The sequence below is a fragment of the Polynucleobacter yangtzensis genome (assembly GCF_027924165.1).
GTDB lineage: Bacteria > Pseudomonadota > Gammaproteobacteria > Burkholderiales > Burkholderiaceae > Polynucleobacter > Polynucleobacter yangtzensis.
Genome location: NZ_AP026973.1, coordinates 441,681 through 458,266 on the forward strand (window position 1 = coordinate 441,681; position 16,586 = coordinate 458,266).

Below are 16,586 nucleotides of genomic sequence, written 5' to 3' on the forward strand. Positions count from 1 at the left end.
AGATGAGTAAGTCAAAGATGGCCCCAGGCCCAATCACTTTAGATGTAGTTGGTTTGGAACTAAATGCTGAAGATCGTCGACGCATTTTGCATCCACTGACTGGGGGCGTCATATTGTTTGGTCGTAACTTTGCCAATCGTCAGCAGCTCACAAAACTTACCGCCGCTATTAAAAAACTTCGTCCTGATGTCTTGATTTCGATTGATCATGAGGGCGGCAGAGTGCAGCGCGCTAGGACTGATGGCTTTACCCATCTTCCAGCAATGCGCAAATTGGGTGAATTATGGAGTGCTAAAAATAAATCGTCTCATGCTGCGGAGTCAGCTGCCATTGCGATGGCTGCAGCCACTGCCTGTGGTTATGTGTTGGCATCTGAATTACGGGCCTGTGGTGTAGATTTCAGTTTTACGCCGGTTTTGGATTTGGATTTTGGTAGAAGCGGTGTGATCGGTGATCGGTCTTTTAGTCGTGATCCACAAATTGTTTTTGCTCTAGCGAAAAGTTTGAATGAAGGTTTGCGCCTTGCTGGTATGGCTAACTGTGGCAAACACTTTCCAGGCCATGGTTGGGCTGAAGCTGATTCACATGTGGCAATTCCAGTGGATGAGCGCAGCTTGAAAGAGATCTTGAACGATGATGCCAAGCCTTATGAGTGGCTTGATCTCAGCTTGGCTTCAGTGATGCCGGCGCATGTGATTTATCCAAAGGTCGATAAGAACCCAGCTGGCTTCTCTAAAGTTTGGCTCCACTCTATCTTGCGCCAAGAATTGGGTTTTGAAGGAGTGATCTTTAGCGATGACCTTTCGATGGAAGGCGCGAGTGTTGCCGGGTCAGTAGTTAAGGGTGCGGAACTGGCGCTAGATGCTGGTTGTGATGCAGTGCTGATCTGTAATCGCCCGGATCTTGCTGATCAGTTATTAAGTAAGCTAAAGGTTTCAAAAGCCAAGCTGGAAGAGTCAAGAGGGCGATTGAATAAACTCATGCCAACAGCTCTTGCCCTAAATTGGCAGGAACTCCAAAGTGAGCCCCAGTATGAACATGCCAAGGGGTTGCTGGAACAGCTTAATTTAATTTAAGCGGACTTCTGGGTGCGTTTCCATTCTGAGACAACATAGCTTTTGACACTGTCTCCTTGCGGTCTTGCGCAAACAATTTCATCAACGTTAACCGTTTGATTAATTTTTTGCAGGCGCACTACATCGCCTTTACTTGAGTAGTTTGGCATCCAAGATCCCCAGAAAAAACCGCGCTTTTCTAGGTCTTCGAAAGCCCTAGACGCAGCCTCTTGCTGGATGGGTAGGTCTAGGTAAATAGAGGCAAGATTTAAATACTGAATACTCTTTAATTGGTTCTCTACCGCTTGAAGGAAATCGTTGCCTATCAGTTCTACAGAAATATTGGCAGTTTGAATACCGGAGTTAACAACTGTATTGATGATGGTTTGGCCTTTGCCGGCCTGATTTGAAACTAAGACCTTGCGATCTAGATTTAAGTCCTGCGCGAGCTCTTGAGTATGTGCCGTATGGTTGCTTGGGAGGTAGATGGTATGTGGCCGATCCTCAATAGATAGGTAAAAAGCGAGCAATGACATTCTGGTATCGGGGTGATTCTCCAATCCCTTCATGGCAATGGTCGATGGCATATCGCCAATAAAGAGACCGGTTTCTTTTGCATTAAATGCAATCATTTCGTGCTGGCTGTAGGGGTGATTGGTTACGCACTCAGTCCAAAACCCCGGAAGCGCTAGCGTGCGTGCAATTTCAATTCGTTTTTGAGCCATTTTTTCGGCAACTTGATGACCTCGGTAATTCGGGTCAACCATCATCTTCCCAGCTTCTGGCGAAGTATTTTGGGGGCCATCAAAGGTAAGGGCGCAGTGGCCAATGATTTCGCCGTTGGGGAGTTTTGCGATAACCGAATGCATCAATTTTGTATCAATTGCTTCCTTGAGCTTCGATGGGTCATACATCACTGGGTTAGGATAACTTTCCCCGTAGCACCGCCTTACGCAGTCAATTAGCGGCGTTATATCTGTCGGCCCTAAGGAAGCGATATCAAAGTTGATCTCATTGGTCATAGTCTGAGCATTATGACTTGTACTCGGAAAATAAAAAAGCCCGGCAAGCCGGGCTTTTAACATCGTAGCTAACTAGTTAAAAATTAGTTAGCGCGGCTACGGTATTCGCCTGTACGAGTATCGATTTCAATCTTGTCGCCAGTGTTGCAGAACAATGGAACTTGCAATTCATAGCCAGTTGCTAATTTTGCAGTCTTCAATACTTTGCCAGAGCTGGTATCGCCTTTAACTGCTGGCTCAGTGTAAATGATTTCACGAACCAATGAGTTTGGCATTGCTACTGAAAGAGCTTTACCTTCGTAGAACACCACTTCACATGGCATGCTTTCTTCGAGGTAATTCAATGCGTCACCCATGAACTCAGCTTCAACTTCGTATTGGTTGTAGTCGCCATCCATAAATACATACATTGGATCTGCGAAGTAAGAATATGTGCACTCTTTTTTGTCGAGAATCACAACATCAAATTTGTCATCAGCTTTGTAAACGCCTTCGTTCGGCGCGCCAGTTAACAAGTTTTTAAATTTCATTTTCACAACAGAGGAGTTACGGCCAGAGCGGCTATATTCGGCTTTTAAAACGACCTGGGCATCAGTGCCGATCATTACTACGTTACCAACGCGGAGTTCTTGTGCTGTTTTCATCTTGCTATTCCTGGGGGCAGAGCTATTTTTCTGCGGTTTTTATCAAAAACAAGATTGTAACCGCCCGCAAGCCTTTATTGCTTGGGATTAGGCGACAAAGCGGATTAAACGTGCTGGCAAGCCGCCATCCGCTTGTTTTTCGAGTAAATGGGTGCGCCAGTGCTTTGCATGCGTATCCCAGACTCCAAGCTTGCCAAACCATTCACTTGGCATTCCCCAGGTCATTGCGGCAATAGTGGTCAGCCTTAATTCTTGGCTAGCTTCCTCAAGATAGAGATCCAAAAAAGCAGCTAATTTCACTTCATGAGCGCGATCTTCCTGGGGATAGATGTGCCAAATAAATGGTTTCCCTGCCAGTTGTGTACGTACAAAAGAATCTTCTCCACGCACAATGTTGAAATCACACTGTGAAAGCACCCAGTCGTATTCATCCTGAGAAACGAACGGCATGGAGAGTAGTTGTAGGTTTTTTGGTAGCGATATAGGTTGTTCGCCATATAAGTTGAGCTGCTCCGCATGACCATGAGCTAGCAAGATATCAATCTCTTCACCAAGACCACCTAAGTTCTCTAGCCATTTTTTTAGCGGCGCCCCTGGGTAGCAAAAAACACTGATTCGCTTTGCTCCAGGCCGTAAGTTAGACCAGACAGTTTTGAGATCATTCGGAATATTGTTGTCGGTGAGATGACCTTCTGCTGGAATAGGATCTAGTAATAGCCCGCCAACTTCCTTTTGGAATCCAGGAAAGAAAAAATACTTGGGAATGCCGTGAGACTGGGGTGATGCTTTGCCGTGGAATTCTGTTATCCAGGGTTCAGCGCTGAGGTATTCCAGGTTAATGATGATGGGCTTGATGGAGGCTATAAACAGGCCGGCAAGATAGCGCTCAGGTAGTTCGCAGCCAAATGCTTCAATCACCACATCGGGCGTCTGTACTGGGTGTCTGGCATTGTTATGGCTGACATCCCATGGCTGCATATCAATTTTTTTCTTTATGGCGGGGTCCACACCCGAAGCGAGTAAATTAAGGGTTGGCAGATCATCGCAAAAAATACGCACCTCTTGCCCATGAATGCTTGCTAAGCTTCGGGCTAGACGCCAGCAAATACCGGCATCACCATAGTTATCGACGATTTGACAGAAAATATCCCAACGCATGAGCAATTCGCTTTTTGAAACCCTTCAGCAGGATGTTAAACGGCTACCCGGATTGCCGGGGGTATATCGCTTCTTTGATGAAGCGGGGCATATTCTGTATGTAGGCAAAGCTCGCAACCTTAAAAAGCGTGTCTCAAGTTATTTTCAGCGTACACAGTTATCACCACGTATTGAGCTGATGGTGGGCAAAATTGCCCGTTACGAGACAACGGTAACACGGACCGAAACTGAAGCTCTCATTCTAGAGAACAATCTCATTAAAGAGTTGGCACCTCCATTCAACATCTTGTTTCGTGATGATAAGTCCTACCCATATGTGATGCTAACGGGCCATCAGTTCCCAAGGTTAGCTTCATATCGCGGAAAAGTGGACAAGCGCAATCATTACTTTGGGCCATTTCCGAATAGTTGGGCAGTACGTAATAGCGTGCAGATTCTACAGAAGGTATTTCGCTTGAGGACTTGTGAGGATTCAGTATTTAAGAATCGTAGTCGCCCTTGTTTATTGCATCAGATTCATCGATGTAGCGCTCCGTGTGTGGGTCGGCTCAGTGTTGAGCAATACGGCCAAGATGTTGCTCAAGCAAGCCGTTTTTTAGAGGGCGATCACAGTCGTGTTTTATCTGAGCTTGAAAAAGAAATGCACAAGCATAGCGAGGCGATGGAATTTGAAATGGCTGCCGTCTTGCGTGATCGCATTTCAGATTTATCCAGTGTTTTGCAGCAACAATCTATGGATGTGGTGGCGGAGGGCGAAGGTGATGTAGACATCATCGCTGTTGCGCAAATGGAAGGTATGGTTTGTGTGAACCTTGCCATGGTTCGTGGTGGTCGTCATCTTGGTGACAGAGCATATTTCCCGAAGGGCCTGCGCACTACTTCTGGTGAGTTGCCGTCTCCCGCAGAGATATTGGAAGCCTTTATTACACAGCATTATTTAGAAGAGAATTCGAGCGAGACAACTAGCAATTTAATACCGCCGGTATTGGTTTTAAATCATGCTTTGCAATCAAAGGGGGATGACCTTGGTGAGTTAAATGAATCTCCACCCGAAGATTTACATGAGTTGCTCAATGCACAGGCAGGAAGAAAAATTACCTTCCTGCATCAACCTCAAGGTCAAAGACGTCATTGGCTTGCTATGGCTGAAGGCAATGCCAAGATCGCACTAACAAAACGTTTGGTTGAGACGGGTGGGCAGCTGGCAAGGGCACGTGCCTTGGCAGATATTCTCGGTCTTGAATTAGAAAGCCTTGAGCATTTACGTATCGAGTGTTTTGATATTAGCCACACATCAGGTGAAGCAACGCAAGCATCGTGCGTTGTCTATGCCAAGAATGCAATGCAGTCTAGTGAATACCGACGCTTCAATATCAATGACATTACGCCGGGCGATGATTACGCAGCAATGCGTCAAGTTCTGCAAAGACGCTATGCTAATTTTCAGGAGTTACCAGTAGAAAAAATTCCGCAAGTGATTTTGATTGATGGCGGCAAGGGGCAGGTAGAGATGGCGCGCCAAGTCTTGTCTGAGTTTGGTATGGACGTAGGTTTGATTGTCGGTGTCGCTAAGGGTGAGGGACGCAAGGTAGGACTTGAGGCGCTTATTTTTGCTGATGGACGTGAGCCTCTTGAGTTGGGTATTGATAGTGCAGCATTGTTATTGGTGGCGCAGATACGGGATGAGGCTCACCGCTTTGCTATTACTGGTATGCGTGCTAAGCGCGCAAAGGCTAGAACGATTTCTCGTCTTGAGGAGATCGAGGGTATTGGTGCCAAGCGCCGTCAAAAGCTGCTGGCACGTTTTGGTGGCCTTAAAGGGGTTGCTAATGCCAGTATTGAGGAGATAGCCAGCGTAGAGGGTGTTTCTATGACATTGGCCGAACAAATATATCGCCAGCTTCACTAGGGGCAACATCACTTGGTTTATGCTTAACAAATGCCCTTCAATTTACCAATAGCCCTAACCTGGTTGCGTGTTGCAGCAATCCCGCTGTTGGTGGCAATCTTTTACCTCCCCAATTCTTGGCTCACCCCATTTGAAAAGAATTTAATAGCGGCAATTATCTTTATCTCTGCTGCTATTACCGATTGGTTGGATGGTTTTTTAGCGCGTCGCTTAAAACAAGAATCTGCATTTGGGCAGTTTTTAGATCCAGTGGCAGATAAGTTAATTGTTGCTGCTGCACTATTGGTTCTGCTTAATATGGATCGCGTGCAAGTTTGGGTGGCCCTCATCATTATTGGCAGAGAAATCACAATTTCTGCGCTGAGAGAGTGGATGGCTTTGTTAGGCGCTGGAAAAAGTGTGGCAGTTCACATGGTTGGAAAGCTCAAAACGACCGCTCAACTCGTAGCTATTCCATTTTTATTGCTCAACGACACCTTATTTGGATGGCTCAATTGCGCACAATTGGGTACCTGGTTGATTTGGATTGCATCCTTTTTAACGCTTTGGTCGATGTTCTATTACATGAAAAAGGCGTTGCCTCAGTTGGTCGGAAAAATTGACTAATTCTTCAAAAGCCCAGCCAGTTAGGGCTTTGAAGGTAGTTTCAATCCTCTATTTTTTAGGCTTTACGAGGAATAATGCTTTCTTCGCGATTGTTTGTTAAACTATCGCCCTGTTATGCGGGAATAGCTCAGCTGGTAGAGCGATACCTTGCCAAGGTATAGGTCGGGAGTTCGAACCTCCTTTCCCGCTCCAAGTTCGATGGGAAGCCCTAAAAAGCTTCCCATTTTTGATTCAAGTGTTTGGCGCGTTGGCCGAGTGGTTAGGCAGGAGCCTGCAAAGCTTCGTACGGGGGTTCGATTCCCTCACGCGCCTCCAGTAATTTATCTTGACGTATTAGGTGCATCACCTAAAATACTTTTAACTAATGTAAGTAAAAAAGCGTCAACCACCTTAATCAAATAAAACACATGATCAAAATTCAAACTCTTAAAGTTAGCGCTCTAGCACTATTTTTAGCTGCGCTCTTAGGTGCCTGTGCAAGCTCTGGAGATTCTCCAACTGGTTCGGCAGAAGAGATTCAAGAAATTCAGAGTCAGCTTTTAGGTGATATGCCTTTGCCTCAGGGTGCACGTCTATCTGGTGGCGACTCTATCATTATCGGTCGCGGCAATGAGTGGGTTGGTAGAGCGGTAGTGAATGCACTACAAGGTGCAACTGATGTTTACGCTTTCTTCCAGTCAGAGTATCCAAAAGGTGGTTGGACAACTGTTACTGCTGTGAAAGCAAAAACCAGCATTTTGGTTTTCACTAAAGGCGATAGAACTGCTACTGTTGAAATCGTTGATGGATCCCTTGGTGGTCCTAAGTCGGTCATCATCGTGACCTCTTCACCGAAGAATGCTAACGTGGTTGCTCCAACACGAAAGTAACTTCAGCAAACAATTTGATTGCTTAATCGAATTCAATAAAAAAGGCCTCTAACAAGAGGCCTTTTGCTTTAAGGGGTTTAGCTTACAGCCCTTCAGCCCTAATCAAGCCAACGGCCTGACCTTCAACTGCAAAGTTAGGTTGACGATCGTCTACTAAAATGTTTTTGAAGTCAGGATTTTCTGCTTGAAGTTCAATCACCATGCCATTGGCAGTTTTCTTTTGTTGCCAACGTTTTACCGTCACTTCATCATCAAGTCGAGCAACTACGATATCGCCATTGCGTACTTCAGTTGTTTTTCTAACGGCTAAATAATCGCCATCTAAAATTCCAGCATCGCGCATGCTCATGCCTTTTACTTTTAACAAGTAATCAGCACCCTTACTGAACAAACTTGGATCAATCGGAACATGTTTCTCAATATGCTCAACAGCCATGATTGGTGATCCAGCAGCAACTCGTCCAATTAATGGCAATGTAAGTTGCTGTAATGCACCTGATGGTAAAGAGAGCTGGCGATATTTATTGCTATTGTGTGTTTGATTAAATCGCTGTGGAATACGAATGCCACGTGAAGTCCCCGGCGTTAATTCGATATAACCTTTTTTGGCTAGTGCACGAAGATGTTCTTCCGCCGCATTGGCAGAAGCAAATCCCAGTTGCGTAGCAATCTCTGCGCGAGTCGGCGGAAGACCGCTTTCATCGATTGCCTTAGTAATTAACTCCAAAATCTCATTCTGACGTGGAGTGAGCTTGGGGAGGGCAGTCAGCTCCTCGGGAAAATCGACTGTGTTTATGTCCATACTGGGATTGTATACAGCAGTTTTTGATAGATCAAGCGATTTAGAGGGGATAATGGGGGTATGAGCACAATTGAAAATCATTCAGAAAATTCATCTCACATCCTAGTTTTGGGTATGGGCGGCACAATTGCTGGTTTGGCGTCCAATCCTGCCGATAAGCCCCTGCAATATGAGGCGGGCCAAGTGGAGGTAGCTTCTTTGCTGGCTCATGTTCGATCTGCTATCCCCGAAGGCATTAGCCTGGTTTCAAAGCAGGTTGCCAATATTAATAGCCGTAACCTCACAGAGTCTTTATTGACGCTTTTGGGTGAGGCTGTGAGAGAGGCCCTTGCTAATTCCTTGGTTCAAGGCGTAGTAGTCACTCACGGAACAGACACAATTGAAGAAACAGGCGTCTTTTTACAGATGACTTGTGGCAAATATGCTCAAAATTTAGGCAAAAGAGTTATCCTGACTGGCGCTATGCTGCCGTCAAATGCGCCCAAGGCTGATGGCCCATCAAACCTTTTGGATGCGATTCGTTGGGCTTCCACCCCAATTGATAACTGCCCAGGCGGGATTTATGCCGTAATGGATGGCAGGGGCTGTTTGGCTATGGATTTGGCTAAGCGGCATGGTAGCGCCATCAATGCACCCATTCAGACCTCCCCTAGTAGCTCGGTTGGACTCATCAATCCCTCTTGGCTTTCAGGCGTAAAGGCGGTTCAAGAGCTCTGGACTGAGGATTTGCCGATTCCTAAGGAGAATGAATGGCCTTGGGTGGAGATATTGACTAGTCATGCAGGAGCGCGCTCAGAAACAATTACCCATTGGCTGAACTCCAAAGTGAAGGGTTTAGTCCTTGCCGGCACTGGTATGGGTGGATTTCATGATGCTTGGCGCGATTCCTTGGTGGCTGCGGTAAAACATGGCATTGCCTTGGTTAGAACCACTAGAACAGGGGCTGGGGAAACCTTGACCGATCTTCCTGAAAAGGACATTAGCGGATGCTTGGCCTCAGGGAGTCTTTCTGCGCCTAGGGCCAGAATTGCTCTTCAGTTGTCCCTAAATGCCGAGAAACAAGCTCAGGCAGCTGGTAAATCCCTGACTTGGCAGGATTTTTTTGCTAGAATAGCAGTCTTGCCTGTAATTCGGTAAGCGCTGAAAAGCGGCTGTAAAAGTGTTGTAAGCAGTACCTACAATTTGTTACTACCTTGTCACACTGGCGCTGAGTTCACAACCATCAGAACTTAGCAAGACGCCCAGGTGACTTAATCCTTAAGGAGTGTTTGATGCGTCATTATGAAATCGTCTTTATCGTCCATCCGGACCAAAGCGAGCAAGTGCCAGCGATGATCGATCGTTACAAAGCTACATTAGCAGCTGCGGGCGGCAAAATTCATCGTATGGAAGACTGGGGTCGTCGTCAGATGGCTTACATGATCGACAAGCTTGCTAAAGCCCATTACGTTTGCATGAACATTGAGTGCGACCAGAAAACTCTGGAAGAGCTCGAGCATGCGTTCAAATTTAACGATGCAGTTTTGCGTCACCTCATCATCAAGACTAAGAAAGCTGAAACAGAGCCTTCAATCATGATGAAAGAAGTGCAGCGTGAAGAGGCGCGTAAATCTGCTCAATCTGACGCTCCTGTAGCGGCAGCCTAAGTTAGAAATTTGAAGAGGAATACACAGACTAGAAAACGTATCAGAGAAGCGGAGCGGCGTTGAATCATTTCATCCTCACTGCGATCTTGGTATCTAAAGACGCGATTCGATTTACACCTGCAGGAATACCGGTGATGCATTGCCAGCTAGAACATAGTGGCCAAGCTAACGAGGTAGGAGTGGCAAGGAAAATTCAGATGAACGTTGAAGCCATCACAATCGGTCCGATACAAAAGGATCTAGAGCGAATGGATTTAGGAGCCGAGGCAGTGTTTGAAGGATTCTTAGCACCCAAGACTCTACGTAATCAAAGACTTGTTTTCCATATTACCCATATTCAATTGAAAAATTAAAGAGGAAATCATCATGGCGTTTGGAAAGAAACCCGATTTCAAAAAGAAACCAGCTCAGAACCCATTGTTCAAGCGTAAGCGTTATTGCCGTTTCACTGTTGCTGGCGTAGAACAGATTGACTACAAAGATGTAGATACATTGAAGGACTTTATTGGCGAAAACGCCAAGATTACTCCTGCTCGTTTGACAGGCACAAAAGCTAAATATCAGCGTCAGTTAGACACTGCTATCAAGCGTGCTCGTTACTTGGCTTTATTGCCATTCTCTGATCAACATAAGAAATAATTGGGAGCCCTCAATGCAAATCATTCTTTTAGAAAAAGTAACAAACCTGGGCAACCTCGGCGACATCGTTCGCGTTAAAGACGGTTTTGCTCGTAACTTCTTAATCCCGCAGCGTAAAGCTCGTCGTGCAACTGAAGCAGCGATTGCTGACTTTGCAGTTCGTCGTGCTGAGTTGGAAAAATTAGCTGCTGAGAAATTGGCTGCTGCTGAAGCTGTTGGCATCAAGCTTAAGGACATGGTTCTCGAAATCGGTCAAAAAGCGGGTGTTGACGGTCGTTTGTTTGGTTCTGTAACCAATCACGACATCGCTGATGCTTTGAAAGCTAAAGGTTTCACTATTGAGAAGTCTTCGGTTCGCATGCCTACTGGCCCATTGAAAATGGTTGGTGATCACCCTGTAGCGGTTGCTGTTCATACCGACGTAGTTGCAGAAATCACTATTCGTGTAGTTGGCGAGCAAGCTTAAGTTTTAACTCTGTAAACTAGCCTCATGGCTGAATCCCGTTCACGTTCCGTTACGCTGAATCCCGGCATGATGGGTTCTGGGGATGCAGTCGTGCAGGCTTTAAAAGTCCCGCCGCATTCAGTAGAAGCCGAGCAATCACTGCTCGGCGGTCTACTTATCGATAACTCCTCTTGGGATAACCTTGGTGGAGTATTAAACGATAAAGATTTCTATCGCCCTGAACACGCTTTGATCTACAAAGTCATTGCACGTTTGGTTGGTGACAATCATCCTGCTGACGTGATCACTGTCTATGATGCAGTGAAGTCTGAACAGGGTGGTGACCTAGTCAGCATTGACTATCTCAATTCATTAGCGCAAAACACACCAAGTGCAGCGAACATTAAAGGCTACGCCGATATTGTTCGTGACCGCAGTATTCTGCGTCGCTTGATTGAAGTCTCAGACAGCATTGTGAATTCCGCATTTGTTCCAGAGGGGCGTACTGTTAGAACGCTTTTGGATGAAGCAGAATCACGCATTTTGCAAATTGGCGAAGAGGGTAGCCGCAAAGCGGATTACCTCGAGATTGAGCCTTTACTCAAGGCTGTTGTAGCCCGCATTGATGAGCTTTATAACCGCCAAGGCGGTAGTGATATTACTGGCATTGCAACTGGCTTCTTAGATTTAGATAAGCAAACTAGTGGCCTACAAAAAGGCGACTTAGTTATTGTTGCCGGCAGACCCTCGATGGGAAAAACCGCGTTCGCATTGAATATTGCTGAGAATGTTGCTCTTGCTGAAGGATTGCCAGTTGTCGTGTTCTCAATGGAGATGTCAGGTGAGCAGTTAGCAGCACGTTTACTTGGATCAGTTGGGCGCGTTGACCAAGGTCGTATGCGTACTGGCAAGTTGCAAGACGATGAGTGGCCACGCGTTACTGATGCAATTGCGCGTTTAAGTAACACCCAAATTTTGATTGATGAAACTGGTTCTTTATCAAGTCTAGAGTTGCGCGCACGTGCACGTCGTATCGCCAGAAACTTTGGTGGCACTCTTGGATTGGTGGTGATCGACTACTTGCAGTTGATGAGTGGTTCTGGATCGGAAAACCGTGCAACTGAAATATCTGAAATTTCTCGCTCACTCAAATCTCTTGCAAAAGAATTGCAGTGCCCAGTAGTGGCGCTCTCCCAATTAAATCGTGGCCTTGAGCAGCGTCCTAACAAGCGTCCGATCATGTCTGATTTGCGTGAGTCAGGCGCTATTGAGCAGGATGCCGACTTAATTATGTTCATCTATCGTGATGAGGTTTATCACCCAGATACTACGACAGATAAAGGTATTGCAGAGATCATTATTGGTAAGCAACGTAACGGCCCAATCGGTACAGTGCGCTTAAGCTGGCAAGGTCCGTATACCAAGTTTGACAATTTGGCGATGGGCTCTATCGGTTACTCTTCTGGTGGTTACGAGCCGTTCTAGGTAAAGAAAAAATAAACTGAAACATAAACAGATAAAAAAAGCCTCACAGTGTGAGGCTTTTTTAATGGATCAAAAATTAGATCGTAATAGGTAATCTTATTTACCACCCATGCATTTCTTAATAGAGGCATCTTTAGCTGCGCCATACAGTGGCTTACCATCTTTGCTTACTGCCTTAGCTTCGCAATCATTCGGCTTGGCATCACCCATGCATTTCTTAATAGAGGCATCTTTAGCTGCGCCATACAGTGGCTTGCCATCTTTACTTACGGCCTTAGCTTCGCAAGCGGCTTGATCTGCAAATGCATAAGTAGGGATTGCAAAACTCAGTGCAATACTTAAAGCGACGATGATATTTTTCATGACATCTCCTGTGAGGGTATTCAGTTAATGGATTGCTCGATAAATTACTGTAATCAAAATTAAGAATTTAGGAAATATAGGGAAAGCGCTATTAACCCTTAAGAATCTCGCTATCAGGGTGTTATACGACGGGCTTCAGTAAACTTCGCCGCCCAATACGGCGAGGTAATGTAATCGAGGCGTACGGTTCCACCTGCGCTTGGGGCATGAACAAACCTTCCTTGTCCCACGTAGATGCCTGCATGGGAATATTTTTCACCAGTGGTGTTAAAGAAAACTAGATCACCTGGAGCAGGTGGTTGACCTTCAATACTCCTTCCTTTGGTACTCATCAGCTGAATCGTGCGAGGCAATTTGATTCCCGCTGCTTTGTTATAGACATAAACAATCAGGCCGCTGCAATCAAAACCACCTTTTGGCGTATTGCCGCCATAACGGTAAGGTATATCCACTAAGCCTACTGCTGCAATCGAGATATCTTCAGTGCCAACACTAGTGTCTTGCTTGAATTGAGCAACCTTGGAGGATGAGCTAGATTTGCCGCTAAATGTGCTGCACCCACTTAGGATGAGTAAGCTACAAATAAAAATGCCGCACCCAATTAGAGTGCGGCATGAGAAGGCTTGATTAGAGTGCGTCAGCAGCATGATCCGCAAGACGGGAGCGCTCACCGCGGGCTAAAGTCACATGACCGCCGTGACGCCAACCCTTGAAGCGATCAACTACATAGGTTAAGCCAGAGGAGCCCTCAGTTAAGTATGGAGTGTCGATCTGAGCGATATTGCCAAGGCAAACAATTTTGGTTCCTGGTCCCGCGCGCGTAACCAGGGTTTTCATTTGCTTTGGTGTGAGGTTTTGAGCTTCATCAATGATGACGAACTTGCTGACAAATGTCCTGCCGCGCATAAAGTTCATGCTCTTTACTTTGATGCGTGAACGAATCAATTCCTGAGTGGCAGCACGACCCCACTCACCAGCACCATCATCATTACGTTGCAAGACTTCGAGGTTGTCATCAAATGCGCCCATCCAGGGTTGCATCTTTTCTTCTTCGGTACCTGGGAGGAAGCCAATATCTTCGCCAACTGGTACTGTGGCGCGTGTGATGATGATCTCGTTGTAACGCTTACTATCAAGAACCTGTTCAAGACCAGCAGCCAATGCTAGCAAGGTCTTGCCGGTTCCTGCTTGGCCTAGCAAAGTCACAAAGTCCACATCTGGGTTCATGAGCAAGTTCATGGCAAAGTTTTGCTCACGATTACGTGCTGTCACACTCCACACATTATTTTTCTGGTGAGAGAAGTCTCTCAATGTCTGAAGGAGGGCAGTCTTGCCATTAATTTCTTTAACTTGAGCATAGAACGGTGTTGAGCCATCTGGATTTTCTTGATACACAAATTGGTTTACCAGCATGCTATTAACAGAGGGGCCCGTCACTCTGTAGAACATCGTGCCAGATTTGGAGTCTGCCCAGCTCTCCATGTCTTTGCCATGCTTAGGCCAAAAATCTGCTGGCAATGTCATCACGCCGGCATACATCAAGTCGCGATCTTCTAAAACCTGGTCATTGAAATAATCTTCAGCAGGCAATCCCAATGCGCGGGCTTTGATGCGCATATTGATATCTTTGGATACCAACACTACTTCTTGACCCTTGCGTGTCTTTTGCAGTTCGCTAACTACCGCCAAAATTAAGTTATCACCCTTGCCTTCAGGAAGCCCCTCTGGCAATGCTTGTGTTGTTAATTTGGTTTGAAAGAATAGACGGCCTGTGACATCTTGATTCCCAAGTTTATTGAGAGGGATGCCATCATCCAAGGTACCACTCGTACCGGCAATAAGCTGATCCAGGGATCTGCTGACGGTACGCGCATTGCGTGCTACCTCGGTCATTCCCTTCTTGTGGTTATCCAGCTCTTCTAGAGTGGTCATTGGCAGATACAGATCATGCTCTGAGAAGCGGAATAGGGAGCTTGGATCGTGCATTAAGACGTTGGTATCTAAAACAAACAAACTTGGAGGTCCAGTACGTATTACGCGTTTTGGTTTTGCAGGCGTAGGCGCTTTAGTTTCGCTGCGAACTGGGCTGCGATCTAATTTAATTTTCTCGAGGGCTACTTCAGCCTCAGTTAAATCTTCTTCTACATCATTGGTCCAATCAACCGCTTCTACTACCACTGGTTTTGCTGGAGCAGGGCGCTTCTTTAAGTCGGGAGTATCTTTGCGACTGAGCTTCACTTGATCAGCAATTTGAGTGGGGATTGGGGGCAGTGGCATGGACTCTCCTAAAAGAAAAAACCGCCAAGCGGAGTGCATTGACGGTTTATTACGAAACTGATTGCATTGAGACTTAAAAAACGGCGGGGGTTGCTCTCCAAACCTGATCTGAGATATTCAGGTTTCTGATTCAAACGGATTGTCAGACTTTCCCGTCGTTTACGGTGCATATGAATCACTTTACCCCAAATTTTGGGGTTTGCAAGCACCCTAGAACAAATTGTTGTAAAAATTATTTGGTGGCTTGGGCTGCTTGTAACACCTCTGTCACATGGCCTGGAACCTTAAGGCCGCGCCACTCTTTAACCAGGTTTCCGGAGGAGTCAAATAAGAAGGTGCTGCGCTCTACGCCACGGACTTGTTTGCCGTACATATTCTTCATCTTCATGACGCCAAAGATCTGGCAAAGCTTTTCTTCGGTATCGGCAACCAGCTCAAAAGGAAGCTCCAGTTTACTGCGGAAGTTATCGTGAGATTTGAGGCTATCTCGGGAAACCCCTACCACCAGAGTATTAGCCTTAGTGAATGCTTCAATGTTGTCTCTAAATTCACCGGACTCAGCTGTGCAGCCAGGAGTCATGTCTTTAGGGTAAAAATAAAGAACCAGTTTTTTGCCTTTTGCGGATGCAGGTGAGAATGTCAATCCAGAGGTTGCTGGAATTGCGCACTGCGGCATAGGTTTACCGATAGCTACTGTCATGATGATCCTTCGTTAGTTGTCTCTACTGCTTATTGAATTATTAGTTATTTTGAATGATTAATTCACCACTGCGATTAGGTATTTCACCCCAGGTCAGCGGCAATACAGCTATTTTATCGAGTTGTTTAGTGGCTTCCCAGGATTTATGAAGCTCGCCCATTGTCACAAGATCGTGACCTTGATTTAGCCATCCAGCCAATAGCTGCTCAAATGCAGGTAACAGCTTTTGCCCCTCTAGCTCTGCGTGTAGCGTGAAGACTTGATCATTAGGGTTGCTTTGAGTGATCTCTAAAAGCTTTTTGACTGCACCAAACTCATCGGCACCATCGATGCCAATCAGTTCGTCAAATGTTGGGAGTGTTGTTGGATATTGAACATGCTTAGCTTTACCAGAAGGTAGTTCAAGGCGATAGGGTATGAGGTTAGGTTCGGCCCTACCATCAGATGAGTAATTAATCCCCCATTGATCGAGCTGTTCAAAAGCTGCTGAATTCATTTGCCATCCAGCAGCGCCATAAGTAACTGGCGCATGACCAAATATCTCAACAAATCTATCCCAGCTCTTTTGCATCATGGACTTTGTCCATTGCGCATCTTGAGTACGTACTGCATCTTGCCAGGCAACGTGATCCCAGGTGTGAATGCCAGTCTCATGACCTGCTTGATCGATAGCGCGCATTTCTGCTGCAGCCTTCTTGCCAATGTCTGGTCCTGGGAGCAGAACACCGTAGAGCAATGTCTTAATGCCGTAGTGCTCTACAACGGAAGTGCGACTCACTTTTTTCAGAAAGCCTGGTCGAAAAACGCGCTTTAAAGCCCAGCCGGTGTGATCCGGTCCAAGGCTAAAGAGAAAGGTCGCCTTAAGTCCAAAGCGCTCAAGCGTGCGAGCTAAATTAGGTACGCCTTCTTTGGTGCCGCGTAAGGTATCAACATCAACCTTGAGAGCAATCTTAGCCATGAACCTTT

General features: G+C 46.1%; 19 protein-coding genes and 2 tRNA genes. 12 read left to right on the forward strand and 9 right to left on the reverse strand.

The window, feature by feature from the left end; genetic code table 11:
• The first annotated feature begins 2 nt into the window (after positions 1-2).
• On the forward strand, positions 3-1,076 hold the full coding sequence (gene nagZ, locus QMF28_RS02400; RefSeq protein ID WP_281743070.1) for a beta-N-acetylhexosaminidase: 1,074 nt from the start codon (positions 3-5) through the stop codon (positions 1,074-1,076).
• On the opposite strand, the gene QMF28_RS02405 is transcribed toward nagZ, so the two are convergent.
• The 3 genes from QMF28_RS02405 to earP form a co-directional block, all read right to left on the reverse strand.
• Positions 1,073-2,077 (reverse strand): GNAT family N-acetyltransferase, encoded by a 1,005-nt coding sequence (locus tag QMF28_RS02405; RefSeq protein WP_281743072.1) that lies wholly within the window; start codon positions 2,075-2,077, stop codon positions 1,073-1,075. The two genes, nagZ and QMF28_RS02405, sit on opposite strands and share 4 nt — an antisense overlap.
• 83 nt (positions 2,078-2,160) lie before the next feature.
• Positions 2,161-2,721: an elongation factor P gene (gene efp / locus QMF28_RS02410; protein ID WP_068322160.1), complete on the reverse strand. Its 561-nt coding sequence runs from the start codon at positions 2,719-2,721 to the stop codon at positions 2,161-2,163.
• Positions 2,722-2,808: 87 nt separating this feature from the next.
• Positions 2,809-3,879, reverse strand: coding sequence for an elongation factor P maturation arginine rhamnosyltransferase EarP (gene earP / locus QMF28_RS02415; protein WP_281743075.1), 1,071 nt, complete (start codon positions 3,877-3,879; stop codon positions 2,809-2,811).
• On the opposite strand from earP, the gene uvrC reads away from it, so the two are divergent.
• The 5 genes from uvrC (at position 3,878) to QMF28_RS02440 (ending at position 7,263) form a co-directional block, all read left to right on the forward strand.
• On the forward strand, positions 3,878-5,788 hold the full coding sequence (gene uvrC / locus QMF28_RS02420; protein ID WP_281743076.1) for an excinuclease ABC subunit UvrC: 1,911 nt from the start codon (positions 3,878-3,880) through the stop codon (positions 5,786-5,788). The genes earP and uvrC overlap by 2 nt on opposite strands.
• A gap of 30 nt (positions 5,789-5,818) precedes the next feature.
• Positions 5,819-6,394, forward strand: a complete 576-nt coding sequence (pgsA, locus tag QMF28_RS02425) for a CDP-diacylglycerol--glycerol-3-phosphate 3-phosphatidyltransferase (RefSeq protein WP_281743078.1) — start codon at positions 5,819-5,821, stop codon at positions 6,392-6,394.
• Between the two features lie 116 nt (positions 6,395-6,510).
• Positions 6,511-6,586, forward strand: a tRNA-Gly gene (locus QMF28_RS02430).
• Positions 6,587-6,635: 49 nt separating this feature from the next.
• A tRNA-Cys gene (locus QMF28_RS02435) sits at positions 6,636-6,709 on the forward strand.
• A gap of 92 nt (positions 6,710-6,801) precedes the next feature.
• Complete coding sequence (locus QMF28_RS02440; protein ID WP_216214022.1) at positions 6,802-7,263, forward strand: hypothetical protein; 462 nt, start codon at positions 6,802-6,804, stop codon at positions 7,261-7,263.
• Between the two features lie 82 nt (positions 7,264-7,345).
• On the opposite strand, the gene lexA is transcribed toward QMF28_RS02440, so the two are convergent.
• The gene (gene lexA, locus QMF28_RS02445) at positions 7,346-8,065 is read right to left on the reverse strand and encodes a transcriptional repressor LexA (protein ID WP_068322174.1); all 720 of its coding nucleotides are present in this window, start codon (positions 8,063-8,065) and stop codon (positions 7,346-7,348) included.
• Between the two features lie 60 nt (positions 8,066-8,125).
• On the opposite strand from lexA, the gene QMF28_RS02450 reads away from it, so the two are divergent.
• The 6 genes from QMF28_RS02450 to dnaB all read left to right on the forward strand — a co-directional run bounded on the left by QMF28_RS02450 (position 8,126) and on the right by dnaB (position 12,280).
• Positions 8,126-9,202 carry an asparaginase gene (locus QMF28_RS02450; RefSeq protein WP_281743080.1) on the forward strand — a complete coding sequence of 359 codons (1,077 nt, stop codon included), beginning with the start codon at positions 8,126-8,128 and terminating at the stop codon, positions 9,200-9,202.
• Positions 9,203-9,336: 134 nt separating this feature from the next.
• Positions 9,337-9,711, forward strand: coding sequence for a 30S ribosomal protein S6 (gene rpsF / locus QMF28_RS02455; RefSeq protein WP_068322189.1), 375 nt, complete (start codon positions 9,337-9,339; stop codon positions 9,709-9,711).
• Between the two features lie 59 nt (positions 9,712-9,770).
• Complete coding sequence (gene priB / locus QMF28_RS02460; RefSeq protein ID WP_281743081.1) at positions 9,771-10,064, forward strand: primosomal replication protein N; 294 nt, start codon at positions 9,771-9,773, stop codon at positions 10,062-10,064.
• Between the two features lie 13 nt (positions 10,065-10,077).
• Positions 10,078-10,350, forward strand: a complete 273-nt coding sequence (gene rpsR / locus QMF28_RS02465) for a 30S ribosomal protein S18 (RefSeq protein WP_011902267.1) — start codon at positions 10,078-10,080, stop codon at positions 10,348-10,350.
• 13 nt (positions 10,351-10,363) lie between these two features.
• Entirely contained in the window at positions 10,364-10,816 is a 453-nt protein-coding gene (gene rplI / locus QMF28_RS02470) for a 50S ribosomal protein L9 (protein WP_281743082.1), read from the forward strand.
• Between the two features lie 66 nt (positions 10,817-10,882).
• Positions 10,883-12,280 carry a replicative DNA helicase gene (dnaB, locus tag QMF28_RS02475; RefSeq protein WP_281743595.1) on the forward strand — a complete coding sequence of 466 codons (1,398 nt, stop codon included), beginning with the start codon at positions 10,883-10,885 and terminating at the stop codon, positions 12,278-12,280.
• Positions 12,281-12,376: 96 nt separating this feature from the next.
• Here the strand turns inward: dnaB and QMF28_RS02480 are convergent, their stop codons facing one another.
• From QMF28_RS02480 to QMF28_RS02500, 5 genes are all read right to left on the reverse strand, one after another.
• Positions 12,377-12,643 (reverse strand): hypothetical protein, encoded by a 267-nt coding sequence (locus QMF28_RS02480; protein ID WP_281743083.1) that lies wholly within the window; start codon positions 12,641-12,643, stop codon positions 12,377-12,379.
• A gap of 113 nt (positions 12,644-12,756) precedes the next feature.
• On the reverse strand, positions 12,757-13,290 hold the full coding sequence (locus tag QMF28_RS02485) for a C40 family peptidase (RefSeq protein ID WP_425594903.1): 534 nt from the start codon (positions 13,288-13,290) through the stop codon (positions 12,757-12,759).
• Positions 13,271-14,920, reverse strand: a complete 1,650-nt coding sequence (locus tag QMF28_RS02490) for a PhoH family protein (protein WP_281743084.1) — start codon at positions 14,918-14,920, stop codon at positions 13,271-13,273. The genes QMF28_RS02485 and QMF28_RS02490 overlap by 20 nt, the downstream gene beginning before the upstream one ends.
• 232 nt (positions 14,921-15,152) lie before the next feature.
• Positions 15,153-15,620 (reverse strand): peroxiredoxin, encoded by a 468-nt coding sequence (locus QMF28_RS02495; RefSeq protein ID WP_216245461.1) that lies wholly within the window; start codon positions 15,618-15,620, stop codon positions 15,153-15,155.
• A gap of 40 nt (positions 15,621-15,660) precedes the next feature.
• A complete protein-coding gene (locus tag QMF28_RS02500; RefSeq protein ID WP_281743085.1) occupies positions 15,661-16,578 on the reverse strand; it encodes a polysaccharide deacetylase family protein in 918 nt (305 codons plus the stop codon).
• Between the last annotated feature and the right edge of the window lie 8 nt (positions 16,579-16,586).